Origin of the sequence: Micromonospora zingiberis (genome assembly GCF_004331455.1) — a bacterium.
GTDB classification, from domain to species: Bacteria; Actinomycetota; Actinomycetes; order Mycobacteriales; family Micromonosporaceae; genus Micromonospora; species Micromonospora zingiberis.
Genome location: NZ_SJJR01000011.1, coordinates 117,343 through 134,031 on the forward strand (window position 1 = coordinate 117,343; position 16,689 = coordinate 134,031).

A 16,689-nucleotide genomic window follows, 5' to 3' on the forward strand; every position below is an offset into this window, starting at 1 on the left:
GCCTGCGGGGTAGCGTCCCTGGATGATTTCGCCGGGTTCCACCGGTTCCGAGCGGGCTGATGCCGTCGTCGTCGGAGCAGGACACAACGGACTGGTTGCCGCGAACCTTCTCGCCGACGCCGGCTGGGACGTGCTGGTGCTGGAGGCGACCCAGGTGCCCGGCGGGGCGGTGCGCTCGGCCGAGGTGACCGCGCCCGGCTACCTGAGCGATCTCTACAGCTCCTTCTACCCGCTCGGCTATGTCTCGCCGGTGCTGCGCGCACTGGACCTCTCGCGCTACGGGCTGACCTGGCGGCAGGCCCCGGACGTGTTGGCACACCTGTTTCCCGACGGGCGGGCGGCCGTGCTCAACCGTGATCCGGCGGTCACCGCGGCCTCGCTGGAGGAGTTCGCGAGCGGTGACGGCCAGCGGTGGCTGACCGCGTACGACCAGTGGCGGCAGGTCGCCGATCCGATGATCGGCGTGGTCACCACACCGTTCCCGCCGGTCCGCGGTGGGCTGGACCTGCTGCGCCGGTTGCGGGTCGGCGGCACCTTGCGGCTGGCCCGGCGGATGGTGCTGCCGGTACGCCGGCTCGGTGAGGAACTGTTCGCCGGTGCCGGCGGAACCGCGCTGTTGGCCGGCTGCGCCCTGCACACCGACCTGTCTCCCGAGGAGGCCGGCTCCGGTGTGTACGGCTGGCTGCTGGCGATGCTCGGGCAGCAGGTCGGTTGGCCGGTGCCGGTCGGCGGGGCGCAGAAGATCACCGACGCGCTGGTGGCCCGGCTGACCGAGCGGGGTGGCCGGATCCACTACGGCGCCCGGGTGGACCGGGTGCTGATCGCCCGCGGGCGCGCGGTCGGCGTCCGCACGGCCGGGGGACGGCTGTGGCGGGCCCGCCGGGCGGTGCTCGCCGACGTGCCCGCGCCCGCGCTCTACCTGGACCTGGTCGGCGCCGCGGCGCTGCCGCCCCGGCTGGTGGCTGACCTGGAGCACTTCCGTTGGGACGGCTCGACGCTGAAGGTCGACTGGGCGTTGTCCGGCCCACTGCCGTGGCGCAACCCGCGCCTGTCCACCGCCGGCACCGTGCACCTCGGCGCGGATCTCGGCGGGTTGACCAGGTACGCCGGCGCACTGGCCCACGGCGAACTGCCCCGCGACCCGTTCCTGCTGCTCGGGCAGATGTCGGTGGCCGATCCGAGCCACTCACCGCCGGGCACCGAGTCCCTCTGGTCGTACACCCATCTGCCGTTTCGGCGCAGTTGGCGGGCCGAGGAGGTGATGGGGCACGTGGAGCGGATGGAGGCGGTGCTGGAGGACGCCGCCCCCGGCTTCCGTGAACTGGTCGTCGGCCGGCACGTGGCCGGGCCGGCCGAGCTTGAGCAGGCCAACCCGAGCCTGGTCGGCGGGGCCCTGGGCGGCGGCACCGCCGCGCCGTACCAGCAACTGTTCCTGCGTCCGATCCCTGGCCTGGGCCGTGCCGACACTCCGGTCGACCGGCTCTTCCTGGCCGGTTCGTCGGCCCACCCGGGCGGCGGGGTGCACGGCGCGCCGGGCGCGAACGCCGCCCGGGCTGCCCTGGCCCGCGACGGCGTCCTGCGCGGAGACGTCTACCGATACGCGGTACGCGCCGCGCACCGCGCGATCTACCGCTGAGCCGCGGCGGGTGGCTCAGCGCTCGATGTGGCGATGCCGGGTACGCAGCTTGAACGGCATCAGCGCGCTTTCGATCTTGGTGGCGGTGGTCATCTTCGAGTCGCCGTCGCGCCGCTCCTCGAACCGGATCGGCACCTCAAGGATGGTGTGCCCGAGCTTCGTGGCGAGGTAGTGCATCTCGACCTGGAAGCTGTAGCCGTTGGACTGGACCCGCTCCAGCCCGATGTCCCGCAACGCGTCGGCCCGCCAGATCTTGAAGCCGGCGGTCAGGTCCCGGATCCGCACCCGCAGCAGGGTGTGCACGTAGAGATTGGCCCAGCCGCTGAGGGCCCGCCGGTACAACGGCCAGTTCTCGTCCAGCTCGCCACCGGGGACGTACCGCGACCCGATCACGACGCCGGCCTGGGTGGACAGCAGCGCACCGAGCATGCCGGGCAGCGCCTCCGGCGGGTGCGACAGGTCGGCGTCCATCTGGGCCACGTACTCCGCCCCGCCGTCGAGGGCGCGGCTGATCCCGTCCACGTAGGCCCGTCCGAGGCCCTCCTTGCCCGGCCGGTGCACCACCTCGATCCGCTCGGGGTGCTCGATGGCCAGCTTGTCCGCGACCTCACCGGTGCCGTCCGGCGAGTTGTCGTCGGCGACCAGCACCTTCAGGCCGGGCAGTGGCAGTGCGAGGAGCCGCTCGACCAGGGTCGGCAGGTTGCCGGCCTCGTTGTAGGTCGGCACCACGACAGTCAGGCGCACGTCCCGCCACGGCGAGGGTAACTGGACGGGTTCGATCATGGGGGACATCCTCGGTCTGCGGACAGGGTCCTTCAGAGAGTAGCTACTTGCCCCTTCCGGGGTGAAATGGCTCCCCCGCCCGGTGCCGGCCCGCCGTGCCGCCCGGGTTGCGGCGGCGGGGCTGCGGAAACCGCTGGTCAGTCCGGGGTCTTCTGCCGGCGGGCGATGTCGGAGAGCCGGTTGAGCGTCTCCTCGTTGCGCAGATGCAGCACCAGATCGTTGAGTTTGTTGCGCACCCAGCGCAGCGGGCCGGCGGCGAAGTCCTCGCCGAGCAGCACCCGGGTCGCGTCCGCACCGACCGGTTCGAGGCTGAACACCACGACCGCCTCCCCGGCCGGCCAGAGCTTCACCCGCAGCACGAGCTTGCGTTCCGGCTCGCATTCGAGCACCAGGGAGGAATCCTCCAGGGAGAACGGCCAGGGTCCGGCCCGGTGGTGCAGCCGGGTGCCGATCGCGGGCCAGCCGTCGTCCACGTTGCGCATGTGGGCGGTGCCGACCACCCAGTCGCTGTAGGTCCACCCGTCCGCGAGGACCGCCCACACCTGCTGGACCGGGGCCTCGATCACTCTCTGCACGATCGCCACCGGTGGTCCGTACCCACGCGGGCGCGCCGGCTAACGGTGTCGCCGGGTTAGCTTCTCCGGGGCGACGGGTAAGGCCACCGCGGGCGGCGCCGCGACGTCGCCCGGCGCGCGGCACCCGTCCGCCGCGTCGCGATCGACGTTTACTCCTCGGGGCGCCGGGAACCCGCCGCCCGTGCGAGGGGACCATGGGGAACCGGATCAGCGCAGGTCAGCCGAGGTGCTGGCCGGCGCGCAACGGGCCGGTCCCGGGTCTGCGCTGTTCGACGCGGTGCTGCTGGACCGCGACGGCACCCTGGTCGAGGACGTGCCGTACAACGGTGATCCGGACAAGGTACGCGCCATGCCGGGCGCCCGCGCGGCGCTGGACCGGCTGCGCTCCGCCGGCCTGAAACTCGCCGTGGTGACCAACCAGTCCGGGCTGGCCCGGGGCCTGTTCACCGCCGCCCAACTGGATCGGGTGCACCGCCGGATCGAGGAGTTGCTGGGACCGTTCGACAGTTGGCAGGTGTGCCCGCACGACGACGGCGACGGCTGCGCCTGCCGTAAGCCCGCGCCGGGTCTGGTGCATGCCGCCGCCGACGCGCTGGGCACCGTGCCCGCCCGGTGTGCCCTGATCGGTGACATCGGGCGGGATGTCACCGCGGCGCTGGCGGCTGGTGCGGCGGGCATCCTGGTGCCGACGCCGGTCACCCGGGCCGAGGAGATCGCCGCGGCGCCCTGGGTGGCCGACGACCTGTCGTCGGCGGTCGCGGAGATCCTGCGCCGCCAGGAGGCGCTGCGGCCGACCGTACGCGCCGACGGGAGCCGGACCGTGCTGGTGGTGCGCTCGGATTCGGCGGGCGACGTGCTGGTGAGCGGGCCGGGCATCCGGGCGGTCGCCGCCGGGGCCGAGCGGGTGGTGCTGCTCTGCGGCCCGCGCGGCCGGGCCGCCGCCGACCTGTTGCCCGGGGTCGACGAGGTGGTGGAGCACCGGCTTCCGTGGATCGATCCGACGCCGGCGCCGGTCGACCCGGCGGAGATGGCCACGCTGGTCGCCCGGCTCGCCGCCGTCGCCGCCGACGAGGCGGTCATCTTCACCTCCTTCCACCAGTCGCCACTACCGCTGGCCCTGCTGCTGCGGATGGCGGGTGTCGCGCGGATCGCCGCGATCAGCGACGACTACCCCGGTTCGCTGCTCGACGTGCGGCACCGGGTACCGGCCGGTGTTCCGGAAGCCGAGCGGGCCCTGTCGCTCGCCGCCGCGGCGGGTTACCCGTTGCCGCCCGGCGACGAGCCGCGGCTGCGACTGCGGCCGGCATCGCCGCCCCCGCGCGAGGCCGGCGAGCCGGGGTACGTGGTGCTGCATCCCGGCTCGGCGGCACAGGCCCGGGGATGCCCGCCGGAGGTGGCCGAGCGGATCTCCCGGCAACTGGTCGACGCCGGTCACCGGGTGGTGGTCACCGGTGGGCCGCAGGAGCGGGACCTCACCGCGCGGGTCGCCGGCGCCCACGCCGTGGACCTCGGTGGCCGGACCGGGCTGGCCGAGCTGTCCGCGGTCGTCGCGGCGGCCGGCGCGGTGGTGGTGGGCAACACCGGGCCGGCGCACCTGGCCGCCGCCCACGGGGTGCCGGTGGTCAGTCTCTTCGCCCCCACCGTGCCGTTCGGCCAGTGGGGGCCCTGGCGGGTGCCGACGGTACGCCTCGGCGACGCCACGGCAGCCTGCCGCGACACCCGGGCCGCCCGCTGCCCGGTACCCGGACACCCCTGCCTGAGCCGGGTCGAACCCGATGCGATCCTCACCGCGCTGCGGTTGCTGGACGTGCCGGTCGGCGGCGGGAGCGGTCGATGAACATCCTGCTCTGGCACGTGCACGGCTCCTGGACCACCTCGTTCGTGCACGGCAAGCACCGCTACCTGGTGCCGGCCACCCCGGACCGGGGGCCGTACGGCCTGGGTCGGGCCCGCACGTACACCTGGCCGGACAGCGCCGCCGAGGTGAGCCCCGAGCAGTTGCGTACCGCCGAGGTGGACGCGGTCATCCTGCAACGCCCCGAGGAACTGGACCTGGCGACCGAGTGGCTCGGTCGGCGGCCCGGCCGGGACGTACCGGCGATCTACGTGGAGCACAACACCCCGAAGGACGGCGACGTCCCACACAGCCGTCATCCCATGGCCGACCGGGACGACCTGCTCATCGCCCACGTGACCGCGTTCAACGAACTCTTCTGGGACACCGGTTCGACCCGGACCACCGTCGTCGACCACGGCGTCGTACCGCCGGCCGTGGAGTACACCGGCGAGCTGGACCGGCTGGCCGTGGTGATCAACGAGCCGGTACGCCGGTGGCGGGTCACCGGCACCGACCTGCTGCCCCGGTTCGCCGAGATCGCCCCGCTGGACGTCTTCGGCATGAAGGTGGCCGGGCTGGCCGAGCATCTCGGGCTGCCCGCCGATCGCGTCACCAGCCACGACGACGTACCGCAGCACCGGATGCACGCCGAGCTGGCGCGGCGCCGGGCGTACCTGCACCTGTGCCGGTGGACCTCGCTCGGACTGAGCCTGATCGAGGCGATGAACATCGGCATGCCGGTGGTGGCGCTGGCCAGCACCGAGGCGGTGATGGCGGTGCCGCCGGACGCCGGTGCGCTGTCCACCCGGGTCGACACCCTGCTGGAGGCCGCCGGCCGGTTCGTCGCCGAGCCGGAGCGGGCCCGCCGGGCGGGTCTCGCGGCACGCGTCGCCGCCCGCGAACGCTACGGCCTCGACCGATTCCTCGCCGACTGGGACCGGCTGCTGGAGGAGGAAGTATGCGGATAGCGATGATCTCGGAGCACGCCAGCCCGCTCGCCATCCTGGGCGGCGAGGACGCCGGCGGCCAGAACACGCACGTCGCGGAGCTTTCCGCCGCGCTCGCCGCCGCCGGGCACGACGTGCGGGTCTACACCCGGCGCGACGCGGTCGACCTGCCGGTGACCGTACGCAGCCCGGACGGCTACGACGTGGTGCACGTTCCGGCCGGGCCGGCCGAGCCGGTGGCCAAGGACGCGCTGCTGCCCCACATGCGACCCTTCGGCGCCTGGCTGGTGGACCGCTGGCGCGGCGGCGACTGGGCCCCCGAGGTGATCCACGCGCACTTCTGGATGAGTGGACTGGCCGCCGTCGCGGCCAGCCGGCAGACCGGGATACCGGTGGTGCAGACGTACCACGCGCTCGGCACGGTCAAGCGCCGCTACCAGGGTGTGCAGGACACCAGTCCGGCCCGCCGGATCGGCTACGAACTCCAGCTCGGCCGGTCGGTGGACCGGATCATCGCGCAGTGCCGCGACGAGGTCGGTGAGCTGGTCCGGATGGGGGTGCCCCGGTCGGCGATGACCGTCGTGCCGTCCGGGGTGAACCTGGGCACGTTCGCCCCGCTGGGCCCGGCCGCTGAGCGGGAACCCGGCCGGGCCCGGATCCTCACCGTGGGCCGGCTGGTGGAACGGAAGGGATTCCAGACCGTGGTGCGGGCCATGGCGCACGTACCCGACGCGGAGTGCGTGGTGGTGGGTGGGCCACCGGCCGGGTTGCTGGAGGCTGACCCGTACGCCCGCCGGTTGCGCGCCCTGGCCGGCAGCTGCGAGGTGGCCGACCGGGTCCGGCTGGTGGGTGCGGTGCCCCGGGAGGAGATGGGCCGCTGGTACCGGTCGGCGGACATCCTGGTCGCCGCCCCCTGGTACGAGCCGTTCGGCCTGACCCCGCTGGAGGCGATGGCGTGCGGGGTGCCCGTGGTGGCCACCGCCGTCGGTGGCCTGCGGGACACCGTGGTCGACGGGGTGACCGGGGACCTGGTGCCGGCGCGGGATCCCCGGGCGTTGGGCGAGGCGCTGCGGGACCTGCTCGACGACCGGATCCGCCGGTTCGCGTACGCGGGCGCGGCCCGCGCCCGGGTCCGGCGGCACTACTCGTGGACGGTCACCGCGGAACGGCTCGCCGAGGTCTACGCCGAGGTGGCCGCCGTACGCCGGCCGACCCGGGTGGTGGCCTGATGCCGGCGGCCAACCTGGTCGAGCGGCACCTGGCGAACCTGGCCGCGGCGCTGCCGCCGTACCAGCGGTGCGAGCCGCTGCTCGCCCGGTGGGGCGCGACGCTGGCGCAGCGGCTCACCGCCGGTGGGCGGCTGCTGGTGGCCGGCAACGGCGGCAGCGCCGCCGAGGCGCAGCACCTGACCGCCGAGTTGGTCGGCAAGCTGCGCGACGACCGGCAGCCGCTGTCCGCGATCGCCCTGCACGCCGAGACCTCGGCGCTGACCGCGATCGGCAACGACTACGGCTACGACGAGGTGTTCGCCCGGCAGGTCCGGGCCCACGGCCGGCCCGACGACGTGTTGCTGTTGCTCTCCACCAGCGGCGGCAGCGGCAACCTGCTCGCCGCCGCCCAGGCGGGGCGGGAAGCCGGCCTGCGGTGCTGGGCCTTCACCGGCCCGGCGCCGAACCCTCTCGCCGACGCCTGCCACGAGGTGCTCGCCGTGGAGTCGCCGGACAGCCAGGTCGTGCAGGAGTTGCACCTGGTCTCCAGCCACCTGCTCTGCGAGTACGTCGAACAGGCGATGCCGGCCCACCTGGAGGCCACGACGCCACGCTACGTCGAGCCGGAGGTGCCGGCGGCGGGCCCGGTACGGGCCGGTGTCGAGGTGGTGTTGGACGGCGGTGCCGGACGGCCGGTCGAGGCGTAAGGAGGCGAGCGTGACAGGACCCGTGGTAGTGCTCGGCGACACCCTGCTCGACCGTGACGTCGAGGGCGTGGTCAACCGGCTCTGTCCGGACTCACCGGTGCCGGTGCTCGACGAGATCGCACACGTCGACCGGCCGGGCGGCGCCGGGCTCGCCGCCGTCTTCGCCGCGGCGCAGGGTGCCGAGGTGGTCCTGGTCACCGCGCTGGCCGACGACGCCGGTGCGGCCCGGCTGGGCGTGCTGCTGGCCGCCGCCGGGGTGCAGGTGTATCCGTTGCGGCTGGCCGGCGCCACTCCGGAGAAGATCCGACTGCGGGCCGGCGGGCGGGTGCTGCTGCGCCACGACCGCGGTGGCGGTGCCCGTGAGCCGGGGGAGCCCGCGGCGGCCGTGCTGCGGGTGCTCGACCGGGCGTCGGTGGTGCTGGTCAGCGACTACGGCCGGGGCGTGGCACGGCAGCCGGCGTTGCGGGCGGCGCTGGCCGGCACCCGGGCCCCGGTGGTCTGGGATCCGCACCCACGCGGTCCGGCGGCGGTGCCCGGGGTGCACCTGGCGACGCCGAACGAGGCGGAGGTGCGGGAGCTGGTGGAGGCGCCGGCCGGGGCCACCCGGCTGGCCACCGCCGCCGAGGGTGCCGAGCGGCTGCGACAGCGGTGGCGGGCGGGCGCGGTCGCGGTGACGTTGGGCGCCGACGGGGCGCTGCTCAGTCAGGCCGGCTCGACCCCGCTGGTGGTGCCCGCACCGGTCGCCGCCGAGGGGGACACCTGCGGGGCCGGCGACCGGTTCGCCGCCACCGCCAGCCTCGCCCTGGCCGGCGGGGCGCTGGTCTCCGAGGCGGTGCGGGAGGCGGTGACCGAGGCGTCGGCGTACGTGGCGGACGGGGGTGTGGCCACCGCGCTGCCGGCGCCGGTGCGTCAGGCCCCGCAGCCGGTGCACGCCGCCGGTGCCGGCGACCGGGTCGGGGTGGCCGCGGCCGCCGCCGTGGTGGCCCGGGTCCGGGCCGCCGGTGGCACGGTGGTCGCCACCGGCGGCTGTTTCGACCTGCTGCACGCCGGTCATCTGGCCACCCTCCAGGCCGCCCGCCAGCTCGGTGACTGCCTGGTGGTGTGCCTCAACTCCGACGCCAGTGTCAGTGGCCTGAAGGGTCCGGACCGGCCGGTCATCGGGCAGGCCGACCGGGGTCGGCTGCTGGCCGCGTTGAGCTGTGTCGACGCCGTCATGATCTTCGAGGAGTCGACCCCGGCGGCGGCGCTGTCCTGGCTGCGGCCGGACATCTGGGTCAAGGGCGGGGACTACGCCGCTGGCGGTGCCGACGGGGAGGCGCTGCCCGAGGCGGAGATCCTGCGCCGTTGGGGCGGACACACCGTGGTGGTGCCCTATCTGGATGGCCGCTCGACCACCCGGCTGATCGCCGCGAGCCGGGCCACCGGAGCACTGGCATGAGCGCCGGTACCGCCCGGACGGTGCTGGTCACCGGCGGGTCCAGCGGCCTCGGTGCGGCGGTGGTCGCGGCGGTGGCCCGGTCCGGCGGCCGGCCGCTGGTGCTCGACCGGCAGGCTCCGGCGGACGGGGTGCCGTGGATCGAGTGCGACCTCGCCGACACCCGGGGTGCGGAGGACGCCACCCGCCGGCTCGCCGAGCGGGTCGGCGGACTGGACGCGGTGGTCACGGCGGCGGGCATCGACGTGCCCGGACGGCTGGCCGACGTGCCCGGCGAGACGTGGGACCGGATCGTCGCGGTCGACCTGTTGGCGACCGTCGCGGTGATCCGGGCGGCGTTGCCGTTCCTGGAGGCGTCCCGGGGCAACATCGTCACGGTGGCCTCGACGCTCGGGGTGAAGGCGGTCAGCGACGCGACCGCCTACTGCGCGGCCAAGTTCGGCGTGGTCGGGTTCACCCGGGCGCTCGCCGCCGAGTTGGCCGGCACGGTGGGGGTGACCCTGCTGGTGCCGGGCGGGATGCGTACCGCCTTCTTCGACGACCGGGACGCGCAGTACCGTCCGGGGCCGGACGCGGTCCTCAACGAGCCGGCGGACACCGCTGCCGCGATCATGTTCGCGCTGTCCCAACCCGCCGGCTGCGCGGTCCGCGAACTGGTCGTCTGCGCGGAGCAGGAGACCTCGTACCCGTGATCGTGGCCCTGCGTGCCCTGGGCGTCGGTGACCTGGCCACCGGGGTGCCGGCGTTGCGGGCGTTGCGGGCGGCGTACCCCGATCGGGAGTTGGTCCTCGCCGCGCCGGCCTGGCTGGGCCCGCTGGTCGAGCTGGTCGGCGGGGTGGACCGGCTGTTGCCGACCGCCGGGCTGGACCGGCTGGCCCGGCCCGGGACAGCGGTCGAGGTCGCGGTCAACCTGCACGGTCGGGGACCGGACTCGCACCGGTTGCTCGGCAGTGTCCGCCCCGGCCGGTTGATCGCCTTCGCCAACGCCGCCGCCGGGCACCTCGACGGGCCGGCGTGGGACGACGACGAGCACGAGGTGACGCGCTGGTGCCGCCTGCTGGCGGCGTACGGCATCGCGGCCGACCCGACGGACCTGGACCTGCGCCGGCCGGGGCCCGCGAAGCTGCCCACCGGGGCGACGGTGCTGCATCCGGGCTCCAAGGAGCCGGCCAAGCGCTGGCCGCCCGGGCGGTACGCGGCACTGGCCCGGACGCTGACCGCGCGGGGACACCGGGTCGTGTTGACCGGCAGCGCGCGGGAGCGCGGCACCGTCGAGTGGGTCGCGGCCGAGGCCGGCTTGCCGGCCGACGTGGTGTTCGCCGGCCGGACCGACGTCGCCGGGTTGGCGGCGCTGGTCGCGGACGCCCGCCTGGTGGTCAGCGGGGACACCGGCGTCGCCCACCTGGCCACCGGCTACCGCACCCCCTCGGTGGTGCTCTTCGGCCCGGTCCCGCCCACTCGCTGGGGGCCACCGCCGGAGCGGCGGCGGCACCGGGTGCTCTGGGCCGGCCCGGGGGAATGGCCGGACTGGGACGGGGTAGGTAGCCACCCCACGATGGCCGCGCTCGGTCTCGCCGAGGTACTGGCGGCCGTCGACGAGGTGGAACGGGCGGTGCGTGCGGACCGTGCGGTTGCGGCGTAGCGATCCGGGCCGGCCGGGGTATGGACGCCGCCGGCGCGGCCAGGGCTGGTCGTACCTGGGCCCGGATGGCGATCCGGTTCGCGACCCCGAGGAACTGGCCCGGTTGCGGGCGCTGGTCGTCCCGCCGGCCTGGCGCGAGGTCTGGATCTCGCCGTACCCCAACGGGCACATCCAGGCCACCGGGATCGACGCCGCCGGCCGTAAGCAGTACCTCTACCACCCGGTCTGGCGGCAGCGGCAGGATCAGGCGAAGTTCGACCACGTGCTGGAGGTGGCCCGTCGGCTGCCGGTGCTGCGCGAGCGGGTCGGCCGCGATCTGACCGGGTCGGGGTTGCGCCGGGAGCGGGTACTGGCGACGGTGACCCGACTGCTGGACATGGGCACCTTCCGGGTCGGCAGCGACCAGTACGCCGCCGGGGACGACCCGACGTTCGGGGTGGCCACCCTGCGCCCCGAACACGCCCGGTCCCGACAGGGCTGCGTGGTCTTCGAGTTTCCCGCCAAGGGCGGCATCGAGCAGGTACGGCTGGTCTCCGACCCCGAGCTGTGCCAGGTGCTGACCAACCTGCGTCGTCGGCGACGCTCGGCGGACCGGCTGTTCGGCTACTGGGACGGGCGGGACTGGCGCGACGTGCGCGCCGACGAGGTCAACGACTACCTGCGCGAGGCCAGCGGTGGGGAGATGACCGCGAAGGACTTCCGTACCTGGCACGCCACCGTGCGCGCGGCCACCGAGCTGGCCACGCTCGGGTCGCCCCGATCGCTGACGGCCCGGCGACGGGCGGTGGCCGGGGTGATGCGGGCGGTGGCGGAGTTGCTGGGCAACACCCCGACGGTGGCGCGTACGTCGTACGTGGATCCGCGGGTGGTCGACCTGTTCCACGACGGTGTGCTGGCGCCGGTGACCGTGGAGATGCCCCGTGACCAGGCCGAGCGGGCGGTGCTGACGCTGCTGGAGCGGGCCTGACGGCGGGTCAGCGCCCGGCGGGGTCCTGCGTGGCGCGGCTTTCGATGAGTACCTCGACGCCGTCGAGCACCCGGCCGAGGCCGAAGCGCCACTCCGCGTCCTCGTCGTCGTCCTCGTCGCCCGTCTCGGTCAGCAGCTCGTGGATGGCCGGGTACGGGCCGGGCGCGGTGACCACGGTCAGGTTCCGCCAGTAGCGCATGCCCACCTCGTCGGGGGTCTGCCCGGAGCGGGCGGCGGCCTCGGCGAGGTCCAGGCTGAGCGTGGCCCAGCTGCGCGCGTACCCGTTGACCAGCATGATGGTGGAGATCCGTTCGGTGGCGCGTAGCCCGGTGCCGCGCAGCGCGTGCAGGCCGTACTCGAGCCAACGCACCTGGTTCGGGTTGATCGGTGCGCCGTTGATCGGTACGTGCCGGATCCAGGGCTGCCGGCGGAGCGCGGTGAGGTGGCCCTCGCCCCAGCGGGCCAGCGCCGGTCGCCAGCCCTCGCCGGGGGCGCGGGGCTGCGGCGGCGGGCCGAACGCGGTGTCGACCATGAGATCGAGCAGGTCGTGCTTGGTCGGCACGTACCGGTACAGCGACATCGTCGACACGCCCAGTTCGCTGGCGACCCGGCTCATCGAGACCGCCGGCAGGCCCTCGGCCTGCGCGACCTGAATCCCGGCGGCGACCACCTGTTCCAGGCTGAGGCTGCGCTTCGGGCCCCGGCTCGGCCGATCGCGCAGTCCCCAGGCGAGCGCGATGTTCTCGGGCAGTTCCTCGTCCGCCAATTGCGCCTCCCGCCGCCGACCTTGACCGTCATCCTATCTTCTGCGTATGGTCTACGCATTAAAGCGTATGTCGTACGCAAATAGCGGAGGATGCTCATGGTGAACGGACCACCAGCGGTCGAACTGGTCGACCTGCGCAAGACCTATGGCAACCTCGTGGTCCTGGACCGGCTGACCATGCGGGTGGCCACCGGCGGCGTGCACGCGCTGCTGGGACCCAACGGGGCGGGCAAGACCACCACGGTGCGGATCCTGGCCACGCTGACCCGGCCGGATTCGGGCATCGCCCGGGTCGCCGGCCACGACGTGCTGGGCGAACGACGGCAGGTCCGGCGGACGATCAGCCTCGCCGGCCAGCACGCGGCGCTCGACGACGGGCAGAGCGGCATCGAGAACCTGACCATGCTGGCCCGGCTGACCGGACTCTCCCGCCGCGCCGCCCGCCAGCGCGCCACCACCCTGCTGGACCGCTTCGACCTGGCCGGGGCCGCCGGGCGGCGGGTGCGGACGTACTCCGGCGGCATGCGGCGTCGGCTCGACCTGGCGGCCAGCCTGGTCGGCACCCCTTCGGTGATCTTCCTGGACGAGCCCACCACGGGTCTGGACCCGCGCAGTCGGCAGGGCCTGTGGGAGGTGATCGGCGAACTGGCCCGGGCCGGGGTCACCGTGCTGCTGACCACGCAGTACCTGGAGGAGGCGGATCGCCTCGCCGACCGGATCACCGTGCTGCACGACGGCCGGCTCGCCGCCGAGGGGACCGCCACGGAACTCAAGCAGCGCTTCGGCGCCCAGCGGCTGGAGCTGACCTGGCGGGACGCGGCCGGGTTCGGCCAGGCGGCGGAGCGGCTGGGCGACCGGGTCGTCCACCGCGACCCGGCCCGGCTGGAACTCGCGGTGACCACCGACGGCAGCGCGCCGGACATACGCCGGTTGCTCGACGAGATCGACCCGGACCGGCACGGGGTGGTCCGGTTCACCGTTCGGGAGGCCACCCTGGACGACGTCTTCCTGACCCTCACCGGCCGCCCGGTGACCGCCGACCGGGAGGTGGCGAATGTCTGAACTGGCCATCCGGGGGACGCAGACCGCGGTGATGATCGGCCGTTCTGTCCGGCTCTCCCGGCGCAACATCGACGCGCTGCTCGTCTCGCTGGTGCTGCCGGTGCTGCTGATGCTGCTCTTCGTCTACCTCTTCGGCGGGGCGATCGAGACCGGCTCGGCCTACGTCACCTACGTCGTGCCCGGCGTACTGCTGCTCTGCGCGGGCTTCGGCGCGGCGGGCACCGCGGTGAGCGTGACCACCGACCTGACCGAGGGGATGATCGAGCGACTGCGCACGATGGACATCAGCGCCACCGCCATCCTGGCCGGACACGTGGTGGCGAGCGTGGCCCGCAACCTGGTCTCCACCACGCTGGTGCTGGCGGTGGCCGTCGCCATCGGGTTCCGGCCCGCCATCGAGCCGCTGCGCTGGTTGGCCGCCGCCGGGCTGCTGGTGCTGTTCCTGCTGGCGGTGTCCTGGATGTCGGCGGCGTTCGGCCTGCTGGCCCGCACCCCGGAGGCGGCCAGCGGCTACACCTTCCTGGTGATGTTCCTGCCCTACCCGAGCAGCGCGTTCGTGCCGGTGGAGACGATGCCCGGCTGGCTGCGCGGCTTCGCGGAGCACCAGCCCGTCACGCCGGTCATCGAGTCCCTGCGTGGGCTGCTGCTGGACACGCCGGTCGGATCGGCGCCGGCCCGCGTGGTGGCCTGGTTCCTCGGCATCCTGGTCGTCGCGGTGGTGCTCTCCGCGCTGCTGTTCCGCCGACGGGTCGCCTGACCCGTCGACGCGATGTGCCTGCCCCGCGTACGGCGGCGCCGCCCGGCGCCGCCGTACGCCCGGTCAGTCGTTGAGCACCTGGGCCAGCCGGTCGCGGAAGCGTCGCTCCGACGGGCTGACCACGCTGCCGCCCAGGCCGAGTACGCCGCCACTGCTGGCCGCGCCGACGACCTGCTCGGCGATCTCCACGAGCCAGTGCCGGTACGCGCCGGCCTCGCCCTCGTCCACCTTGGCCGCCAGCAGCGTGGTCGCCTCCTTGGCCCGGGCCAGCACGTCCTCGGCGTAGGCGCGGGGGTCGCCGGGCGCGATGGCGGGCAACTCCTCGCCGGCCTCCGGGTCGCCCACCCGGGTCACCAGCTCGCCGGCCACCGCCGCCACCAGCGGGCTGGCCGACTCCCGGCCGGCGGAAATGCTCTCCAGGCCGGCGGCGCTCTCGGCCATCGTCGCCTTGGTGCCGTCGGACTCGGCGGCGCTCGCTGCGGTGAGCACCGACTGTGGCAGGCCGACCAGCAGCCCCCACTCCTCGTCGGTGAAACCGAAACCGGTGTACGCCGGCTCTTCGATCACGACTTGCCCCTCCCGCTCGTCGTCGGTGTCCCCGCCGGTCGCACCGCCCGGGTGCGGTCGACGGCTGGCCCAGGTTAGTCCAGCGCCAGCAATCCCTGTTCGGACACCACGCTGACCGACAGCGTCTTGTACCCGACCTCCTCGAACAGCACCGTCATCCGACCCTCCTCGTAGCTGAGGACCAGGCCCGCACCCCACTCCGGATGCCGGACCTGGCTGTGCACCGGGAACGGACCCACCGCGCCGTCGTCGGCGACGCTGGTGCCGGCGTGGCAGTTGTCGCAGTGCCCGCAGATCGCGCTCATCTGCTCACCGAAGTAGGCGAGCAGGGTCTGCCCCCGGCAGGCGCTGGTCTCGGCGAAGGCACGCATCATGTCGGTACGCGAGCGGGTCAGGTTCTGTTGCCGCTCGGCCTCGCCCAGGGCGGCGGCCGCGGCCTGCACCGGGGTGGGGGAGTAGCGGGGTGCGCCGACCCGCTGTCCGGCCCGTGGTGACGCCGCGCCCACCTGCTCCAGCAGCGCGAGGTACTGCCCGAGCTTGCGTGGCCCCAGCCCGGTGACCTCGCGTAGCTCCTTGCGGGTGCTCGGCTCCCGGCGCAACAGCGCCGCCAGGTCCCGCAGCTCGGTGGCGTCGGGCAGGCCACCGCTGAAATACCGTTGCAGCCCGACGTCCTCGGCCTGCCAGAGCAGCAGCACCCGGGCGGACTGGCCGTCCCGCCCGGCACGACCGATCTCCTGGAAGTAGCTGTCCGGTGAGTCGGGCAGCGCCATGTGCACCACCCAGGCGATGTTGGGTTTGTCGATACCCATGCCGAACGCCGAGGTCGCCACCATGATCGGCACCTGGTCGGCGAGGAACGCCTCGTGCAGCCGGGCGCGGGCGCTGCCGGACATCCCGCCGTGGTAGTACCGCGTCGGGAAGCCTGCCCCGGTGAGCCGGGCGGCCAGTTCCTCGGCGGCCCGGCGGGTGGGCACGTAGATGATCCCCGGCCGCTTGTCCTCCTCCAGCAGCGCGATCAGGCGCCGCCACCGGTAGTCCTCGGTGGGGCAGTGCGCCACCTCCAGGAACAGGTTGGGCCGGTCCAGCCCGGAGACCACGATCTCCGGCTCGCGCAGCCGCAGCCGGGCGACGATGTCCTCGCGTACCGGCGGGGAGGCGGTGGCGGTCAGCGCCACCACCGGCGGCCGGCCGATGCCCTCGATGAGCTGGCCGAGCGCCAGGTAGTCGGGCCGGAAGTCGTGTCCCCAGGCGGAGATGCAGTGCGCCTCGTCGATCGCGACCAGGGCCGGCTTCAACTCGCGCACCTCGGCCATGCGCTGCGGGTTGGCCAGTTGCTCCGGGGTGATGAAGAGGAACTCGGCCCGCCCGTCGCGGATCTCGGTGATCGCCTCTGCCTGCTGGGCCGGCGTCTCGGCCGAGCTGATCCGCACCGCGCGCAGTTCCGGTCGCTGCCGTTCGTTCAGGGCGGCGATCTGGTCCTGTTGCAGGGCGAGCAGTGGCGATATCACCACGGTGGGACCGGGGATCAGGCTGGCCGGGATCTGGTAGATCGCCGACTTGCCGGCACCGGTGGGCAGGACCACCAGGGCGTCGCGGCGCTTCATCACGGCCCGCATGGCGGCGAGCTGGTTGGGCCTCAGGGCGGTCCAGCCGAACAGGCTGCGCGCCGCGCGGCGCAACGACATCGAGTGCGTGGTCAGCTTCATCGAGGGCCGCAGGTACCCGGCCGACACGATCACCAAACCGTCCCTGATGGACGCGGCAGTCCCACGCCGTGCCGCTGTCAGCGGGGCCGGCGGT

The 16,689-nt window shown here is 74.1% G+C and carries 16 protein-coding genes; 11 read left to right on the top strand and 5 right to left on the bottom strand.

All coding sequences use genetic code 11. The annotated features are described in order from the left end of the window. Positions 1-22 precede the first annotated feature (22 nt). Positions 23-1,636: a phytoene desaturase family protein gene (locus tag E0H26_RS17670; RefSeq protein WP_131304879.1), complete on the top strand. Its 1,614-nt coding sequence runs from the start codon at positions 23-25 to the stop codon at positions 1,634-1,636. 15 nt (positions 1,637-1,651) lie between these two features. Here E0H26_RS17670 and E0H26_RS17675 read toward each other — a convergent pair whose 3' ends face one another. Together E0H26_RS17675 and E0H26_RS17680 are read right to left on the bottom strand one after the other, a co-directional pair. Next, positions 1,652-2,419: a polyprenol monophosphomannose synthase gene (locus E0H26_RS17675; protein WP_131304881.1), complete on the bottom strand. Its 768-nt coding sequence runs from the start codon at positions 2,417-2,419 to the stop codon at positions 1,652-1,654. Positions 2,420-2,556: 137 nt separating this feature from the next. Then, a complete protein-coding gene (locus tag E0H26_RS17680; protein ID WP_131304883.1) occupies positions 2,557-3,003 on the bottom strand; it encodes an SRPBCC family protein in 447 nt (148 codons plus the stop codon). Positions 3,004-3,220: 217 nt separating this feature from the next. Here E0H26_RS17680 and E0H26_RS17685 point away from each other — a divergent pair, with 217 nt between their 5' ends. The 8 genes from E0H26_RS17685 to E0H26_RS17720 are packed head-to-tail and all read left to right on the top strand — an operon-like array spanning position 3,221 to position 11,737. Then, positions 3,221-4,831, top strand: coding sequence for an HAD-IIIA family hydrolase (locus E0H26_RS17685; RefSeq protein ID WP_206025215.1), 1,611 nt, complete (start codon positions 3,221-3,223; stop codon positions 4,829-4,831). Continuing rightward, complete coding sequence (locus E0H26_RS17690) at positions 4,828-5,799, top strand: glycosyltransferase (RefSeq protein ID WP_131304887.1); 972 nt, start codon at positions 4,828-4,830, stop codon at positions 5,797-5,799. The genes E0H26_RS17685 and E0H26_RS17690 overlap by 4 nt, the downstream gene beginning before the upstream one ends. Further along, positions 5,790-7,007 (top strand): glycosyltransferase, encoded by a 1,218-nt coding sequence (locus tag E0H26_RS17695; RefSeq protein WP_131304889.1) that lies wholly within the window; start codon positions 5,790-5,792, stop codon positions 7,005-7,007. Before E0H26_RS17690 ends, E0H26_RS17695 begins: the two co-directional genes overlap by 10 nt. Beyond that, entirely contained in the window at positions 7,004-7,693 is a 690-nt protein-coding gene (locus tag E0H26_RS17700) for a D-sedoheptulose-7-phosphate isomerase (protein ID WP_131305012.1), read from the top strand. Before E0H26_RS17695 ends, E0H26_RS17700 begins: the two co-directional genes overlap by 4 nt. 10 nt (positions 7,694-7,703) lie before the next feature. Next, positions 7,704-9,131: a PfkB family carbohydrate kinase gene (locus E0H26_RS17705; RefSeq protein ID WP_131304891.1), complete on the top strand. Its 1,428-nt coding sequence runs from the start codon at positions 7,704-7,706 to the stop codon at positions 9,129-9,131. Beyond that, complete coding sequence (locus E0H26_RS17710; protein ID WP_131304893.1) at positions 9,128-9,820, top strand: SDR family oxidoreductase; 693 nt, start codon at positions 9,128-9,130, stop codon at positions 9,818-9,820. The genes E0H26_RS17705 and E0H26_RS17710 overlap by 4 nt, the downstream gene beginning before the upstream one ends. After that, positions 9,817-10,770: a glycosyltransferase family 9 protein gene (locus tag E0H26_RS17715; protein WP_131304895.1), complete on the top strand. Its 954-nt coding sequence runs from the start codon at positions 9,817-9,819 to the stop codon at positions 10,768-10,770. Before E0H26_RS17710 ends, E0H26_RS17715 begins: the two co-directional genes overlap by 4 nt. Further along, the gene (locus E0H26_RS17720) at positions 10,754-11,737 is read left to right on the top strand and encodes a DNA topoisomerase IB (protein ID WP_131305014.1); all 984 of its coding nucleotides are present in this window, start codon (positions 10,754-10,756) and stop codon (positions 11,735-11,737) included. Before E0H26_RS17715 ends, E0H26_RS17720 begins: the two co-directional genes overlap by 17 nt. A 7-nt stretch (positions 11,738-11,744) precedes the next feature. Here E0H26_RS17720 and E0H26_RS17725 read toward each other — a convergent pair whose 3' ends face one another. Further along, positions 11,745-12,503: a TetR/AcrR family transcriptional regulator gene (locus E0H26_RS17725; protein WP_131304897.1), complete on the bottom strand. Its 759-nt coding sequence runs from the start codon at positions 12,501-12,503 to the stop codon at positions 11,745-11,747. 96 nt (positions 12,504-12,599) lie between these two features. Here E0H26_RS17725 and E0H26_RS17730 point away from each other — a divergent pair, with 96 nt between their 5' ends. Both E0H26_RS17730 and E0H26_RS17735 read left to right on the top strand, forming a co-directional pair. Beyond that, positions 12,600-13,565 carry an ATP-binding cassette domain-containing protein gene (locus E0H26_RS17730; RefSeq protein WP_131304899.1) on the top strand — a complete coding sequence of 322 codons (966 nt, stop codon included), beginning with the start codon at positions 12,600-12,602 and terminating at the stop codon, positions 13,563-13,565. Beyond that, positions 13,558-14,322: an ABC transporter permease gene (locus E0H26_RS17735; RefSeq protein WP_131304901.1), complete on the top strand. Its 765-nt coding sequence runs from the start codon at positions 13,558-13,560 to the stop codon at positions 14,320-14,322. Before E0H26_RS17730 ends, E0H26_RS17735 begins: the two co-directional genes overlap by 8 nt. Positions 14,323-14,385: 63 nt before the next feature. Here E0H26_RS17735 and E0H26_RS17740 read toward each other — a convergent pair whose 3' ends face one another. Then, positions 14,386-14,889, bottom strand: coding sequence for a hypothetical protein (locus E0H26_RS17740; RefSeq protein WP_131304903.1), 504 nt, complete (start codon positions 14,887-14,889; stop codon positions 14,386-14,388). 74 nt (positions 14,890-14,963) lie between these two features. After that, positions 14,964-16,595: a RecQ family ATP-dependent DNA helicase gene (locus E0H26_RS17745; protein ID WP_131305016.1), complete on the bottom strand. Its 1,632-nt coding sequence runs from the start codon at positions 16,593-16,595 to the stop codon at positions 14,964-14,966. Positions 16,596-16,689 lie beyond the last annotated feature (94 nt).